This window comes from Microbacterium sp. HMWF026, from assembly GCF_003061325.1.
GTDB classification, from domain to species: domain Bacteria; phylum Actinomycetota; class Actinomycetes; order Actinomycetales; family Microbacteriaceae; genus Microbacterium; species Microbacterium testaceum_E.
The window spans coordinates 1-5261 of the sequence record NZ_QAJB01000110.1; the positions used below are offsets into that span (position 1 = coordinate 1).

The 5261-nt window shown below is 72.2% G+C and carries 5 protein-coding genes; 3 read left to right on the forward strand and 2 right to left on the reverse strand.

The window, feature by feature from the left end:
• A partial coding sequence (locus DBR36_RS05125) for an MFS transporter (RefSeq protein ID WP_146185238.1) occupies positions 1-621 on the forward strand: 621 nt, incomplete at its 5' end.
• A 63-nt stretch (positions 622-684) separates the two neighbouring features.
• Here DBR36_RS05125 and DBR36_RS05130 read toward each other — a convergent pair.
• Entirely contained in the window at positions 685-1890 is a 1206-nt protein-coding gene (locus DBR36_RS05130; protein ID WP_108317859.1) for a homoserine O-acetyltransferase, read from the reverse strand.
• Between the two features lie 122 nt (positions 1891-2012).
• Here DBR36_RS05130 and DBR36_RS05135 point away from each other — a divergent pair, with 122 nt between their 5' ends.
• A complete protein-coding gene (locus DBR36_RS05135) occupies positions 2013-2711 on the forward strand; it encodes an SDR family NAD(P)-dependent oxidoreductase (protein ID WP_108317860.1) in 699 nt (232 codons plus the stop codon).
• Between the two features lie 112 nt (positions 2712-2823).
• Here DBR36_RS05135 and DBR36_RS05140 read toward each other — a convergent pair whose 3' ends face one another.
• Positions 2824-4146 (reverse strand): bifunctional o-acetylhomoserine/o-acetylserine sulfhydrylase, encoded by a 1323-nt coding sequence (locus DBR36_RS05140; RefSeq protein WP_108317861.1) that lies wholly within the window; start codon positions 4144-4146, stop codon positions 2824-2826.
• A gap of 182 nt (positions 4147-4328) precedes the next feature.
• Between DBR36_RS05140 and DBR36_RS05145 the strand changes: the two genes are divergently transcribed.
• Entirely contained in the window at positions 4329-5084 is a 756-nt protein-coding gene (locus DBR36_RS05145; protein WP_108317862.1) for an SDR family oxidoreductase, read from the forward strand.
• Positions 5085-5261: the final 177 nt, after the last annotated feature.

Sequence of the window (5261 nt, forward strand, 5' to 3'; positions counted from 1 at the left end):
TGGTTCGCCCTGGGGATCGGGGCGGTGGGGTTCGGCGGCTTCTTCGCGATGTACAGCTACATCGCGCCCATGATCACCGACGTCGCGGGCCAGCCCGAGTGGGCGGTGTCGCTCGTGCTCGTGCTGGTGGGCGTGGGCATGACGATCGGCAACATCGTCGGCGGGGCGCTCGCCGACAAAGACCTGCGCTTCTGGCTGTACGTCGGTCTGATCGCGCTGGCCGTGGCATCCATCGGTCTCGCCTTGACGGCCCAATGGATCGTTTGTCTGGTGCTGTTCGCCTTCCTCGTGGCGTTCTGCGGGGCCGCGCTCAGCCCGTCGATCCAGACACGACTGATGGACGTCGCCGAGGACAACCAGTCGATCGCCGCCGCGCTGAACCACTCGGCCCTGAACATCGGCAACAGCCTCGGCGCCTTCCTCGGCGGGCTCGCCATCGCCGCGGGCCTCGGCCTGGTCGCGCCGGCCTGGGTCGGTGCCCTGCTCGCCCTGGGCGGGCTGATCGTGGCGGTGATCTCGTACCGCGTCGAGGACCGCTCGGGACGCCACCCGGCGCACCGCATGCCGGCCGCCGAGGCGGCGACCACCGCGATCACCGGATCGATCCCCACGCAGCGCTGAGGCACGGCGCGCGGTCGGTCGCGATCGGAGTGTCGGATGCCGCGCCCCCGCCCCCGGTCGGGTTCAGCTCGCGAAGAGCCGGCGCAGGTGCATCGCCACGGCGGCCGTCTCGATGAGGAAGCCGTCGTGCCCGAAGTCGCTCGACAGCACGACCGCCGCGTCGCCGTCGAGAGTGCGGGGGATGCCCCGGGCGATGCGGTGCTGTCCGTCGATGGGGAACAGGCGGTCGCTGTCGATCCCCAGGACTAGGGTGGTCGCGGTGACCCGCGCCAGGGCGTCCTCGACGCCGTCGCGGTCGCGGCCCACGTCGTGGGAGTTCATCGCCTGCACCAGCGTCAGGTAGCTGTTGGCGTCGAAGCGGCGCGTGAACTTGTTGCCGTGGAAGTCGAGGTACGACTCGACCGCGAAACGCCCGCCGCGGCCGAGCGGACTCACGCCCGACTGCCAGGAGCGCTGGAACCGCTGGTTCAGCTCGGTGGGACTGCGGTAGTTCAGCAGCGCCATCCGCCGCGCCAGGGCGAGTCCGCGGTGGGGGCCGTCGCCGTCGCCGGCGTCGTAGTACTGCCCTCCGGCGAAGCGGGGGTCGGTGCGCACGGTGTCCATCTGCACCGAGTTCAGCGCGATCTGGTCGGCGGTGGTGACCGGCGGCGCCGACAGGATCGCGGCGCGGGCGACGCGGTCGGGATGACCGACCGCCCACTCCAGGGCGTGCATGCCGCCCATCGACCCGCCCACGACCGCGTGCCAGCGCCCGACGCCGAGTTCGTCGGCGAGCAGCGCCTGCGCGGCGACCTGGTCGCGGACGGTCAGGTAGGGGAAGCGCGAGGCCCACTCGTACCCGTCGGGCGCGATGCTGGCGGGGCCGGTCGAGCCCTGGCATCCGCCCAGCATGTTCGGGGCGACGACGAAGAAACGGTCGGTGTCGATCGCGGCGCCCGGCCCGACGAGATCGCTCCACCAACCGGCGGTCGGGTGACCGGGACCCGCGGCGCCGCGCACGTGGCTGTCGCCGGTGAGGGCGTGCAGGATCAGCACGGCGTTGTCGCGATCGGGCGAGAGCTCGCCCCAGGACTCGTACGCGAGCCGCACGTGGGGGAGGGATTCGCCGCTCTCGGTCGCGAACATCCCGAACGAGGCGAAGCGGCGATCGCCCGCGGGGTCGCCGTCGCGCCACGCGCCCGTCGCCGGGGGACGGCCGAGCAGCGACCGCGCGTCGGCCTCCGTCACCGGGGCCGAGGGCACCGTGTCTTCGGAGATCTGCCAGTCCATGGCATCCATTCTCCCCGGAGGGCGGGGGATGCCGCCGACTGTTACGTCCCGGGGACGGAACGCCTCGTGCGCGAAATGTCCACCCCCCGTCGCGAGTCGGGGGCGCTGGTCATGATCGCGGCATGGCGAACTTCCTCCTCATCGCGGCCTCGAGCGACATCGGCGGGGCGACGGCGACACGACTGCGCGACGCGGGACACCGCGTCATCACCACGGCACGGGACTCCTCGGTCATCGAGCCGGATCACGTGCTGGATGCCACCGATTTCGACGCCGTCGATCGGGTCGTCGCCGAGGCGGGGGAGCTGGACGGCATCGCGGTGTTCGCGGGCTCGATGCTGCTCAAGCCCGCGCACCTGACCTCGCGCGAGCAGTACGACGGTCTGATCGCGGCGTCGCTGACGACCGCGTTCGCGGCGGTGCGGGCGGCGGGGGCCCACATGCGCGGCGGCGGCGCCGTGGTGCTGGTGTCGTCGGCGGCGGCGCTGGCGGGTCTGCCGAACCACGACGGCATCGCCGCGGCCAAGGCCGGCGTGATCGGTCTGACCCTGTCGGCCGCGGCGAGCTACGCCGCTCACGGACTGCGGGTCAACGCGGTCGCGCCGGGTCTCGTGCAGACGCGGCTGACCGAGAAGCTCACGTCGAGCGACATGTCGCGCAAGGTGTCGGAGGCGATGCACCCGCTCGGCCGCCTCGGCGAGCCCGATGACGTCGCCCGAGCGGTTGAGTTCCTGCTGGCGCCGGAGAACGCCTGGATGACGGGTCAGGTGCTCGGCGTCGACGGGGGTCTGGGGAGCCTCCGCCCGCGCCAGAAGATCTGACCTCCTCCGGCGGGAGTGGTGTCGCTCGGGGCGGCGGAGGGGACAGAGCCCGGCGCCTCGCACGGACGCCCCGCGCCGGATGGGCCGGGGCGGGGCGTCGTGCGAGCGCGGGTCAGGCGCGGGCTGCCTCGGAGAACCGGCGCGCGGCTGCGAGGGCCTGGTCGAGGTCGGCCTTGAGGTCGTCGATGTTCTCGAGACCCACCGACAGACGCACCAGCCCGGGGGTGACCCCCGCGGTCAGCTGCTGCTCGGGGGTCAGCTGCGAGTGCGTCGTGGACGCGGGGTGGATGACCAGCGAGCGGACGTCGCCGATGTTGGCGAGGTGGCTGAACAGGCTGAGCGAGTTGACGAACTCGCGGCCCGCCTCGACCCCGCCCTTGAGCTCGAACGAGAGCACCGCGCCCACGCCCTTGGGGGCGTAGTTGTTCGCCGCGGCGTACCAGGGCGAGGTCGGCAGGCCCGAGTAGTTCACGGTCGCGACCTCGGGGTGCGCCTCGAGCCACTCCGCGATCTCCTGCGCGTTCTGGACGTGGCGCTCGATGCGCAGCGACAGGGTCTCGATGCCCTGGATGAGCTGCCACGCGCTTTGCGGGGCGATCGAGGCGCCCAGGTCGCGCAGCAGCTGCACGCGCGCCTTGATGATGTAGGCCAGGCCGTCGCCGACCGCCTGGGTGTACACCGCCCCGTGGTACGAGGGGTCGGGGGTGGTCAGGCCCGGGAAGCGGTCCGCGTGCGCGGACCACGCGAAGGTGCCGCCGTCGACGATGACGCCGCCGATGACGGTGCCGTGACCGCCGAGGAACTTCGTCGCCGAGTGCACGACGATGTCGGCACCGTGCACGAAGGGGCGGATGAGGTAGGGCGTCGCGATGGTGTTGTCGACGATGAGCGGCACACCGGCCTCGTGCGCCACGTCGGCGACCGAGCGGATGTCGAGGACGTTGATCTTCGGGTTGCCGATCGTCTCGGCGAAGAACAGCTTGGTGTTCGGGCGCACGGCGGCGCGCCACTCCTCGGGGTCGTCCTGGTTCTCGACGAACGTCGTCTCGATGCCGAGCTTGGCGAGGGTGTACTTGAACAGGTTGTACGTGCCGCCGTAGATCGAGCTCGACGAGACGATGTGGTCGCCCGCCTCGGCGATGTTCAGCACCGCGAAGGTCTCGGCGGCCTGGCCGCTGGCGACGAGGAGGGCGCCGGTGCCGCCCTCGAGGCCCGCGACGCGCTGCTCGACGACGTCCTGCGTGGGGTTCTGGATGCGCGTGTAGATGTTGCCGAACTCGGCGAGCGCGAAGAGGTTCGCGGCGTGATCGGCGTTGTCGAACACATACGAGGTGGTCTGGTAGATCGGGGTGGCGCGGGCCTTGGTGACCGGATCGGGCTGCGCGCCCGTGTGGATCTGCTTGGTCTCGAAACGCCAGTTCTCGGGTGCCGACATGACTGCTCCTCAGCTTCGTCAGGCCGGGCGGTCGCCATGGCCTCCTGCGAGCGTAGGGACCGCCCCCGACGCCGACAACCGCGCCGGACACGCTCCGTAATACCACGCGCGGCATCGCCGGGAAGCGGAGCCCCGAGGGGTCCGAGGGGACCACTACCGTGGATGCCATGACGCGACGCGCGATGGTGACCGGGGCCAGTTCGGGTATCGGAGAGGCGACCGCACGGCTGCTGCGCGCCCGCGGGTGGGAGGTCGTGGGGGTCGCCCGGCGCGCCGACCGTCTGGCCGCCCTGGCCGCCGAGACCGGCGTCGTCGCGCGCGCGGCCGACCTGACCGACGCCGACGACATCGCCGCGCTCGCGGCGTGGCTGGACGAGACCGGCGGGGTCGACGCGCTCGTGCACATCGCCGGAGGCGCCCGCGGCACCGACCGGATCGAGGACGGCGACCCCGAGGACTGGCGGTGGATGTTCGAGGTCAACGTGCTGGCGGGGCAGCAGCTGGTGGCATCCCTTCTTCCCGCCCTGCGGCGCGCGGCCGACGACGTCGGCCACGCCGACGTGCTGTTCGTCACCTCGACCGCGGCGCAGACGGCCTACCCCGGTGGGGGCGGGTACAACGCGGCCAAGGCGGGGGAGTCCATGCTGGTGCACGCGCTGCGGCAGGAGCTCAACGGCGAACCCCTGCGCGTGACCGAGATCGCTCCGGGGATGGTGCGCACCGAGGAGTTCTCGCTGAACCGCCTGGGCGGCGACCGCGCCGCCGCCGACAAGCTCTACGAGGGCGTCGAGGCGCCGCTCGTCGCCGAGGACGTCGCCGACGTCATCGCCTACGCCCTGGACGCTCCGGGCCACGTCAACCTCGACCTGGTGACGCTGCGGCCGGTCGCGCAGTCGGCGCAGCACCTGCTGGCGCGGGGGCCGCTGAAGACCCGCTGAGCGGGCACGGGGTGGCTATCGGGCCGCGTCCCGTACCGTGATGTCGGTGGTCTCGGCATCCGCGAAGGCGACCCGGGGCACGCACAGCAGCAGGATCGCGGCGAGGAATCCGCCCGCGCTGCAGACGATCCACACCGTGACGTAGCCCGCGAACGGCGCCGCCGTGCCGACCACGGC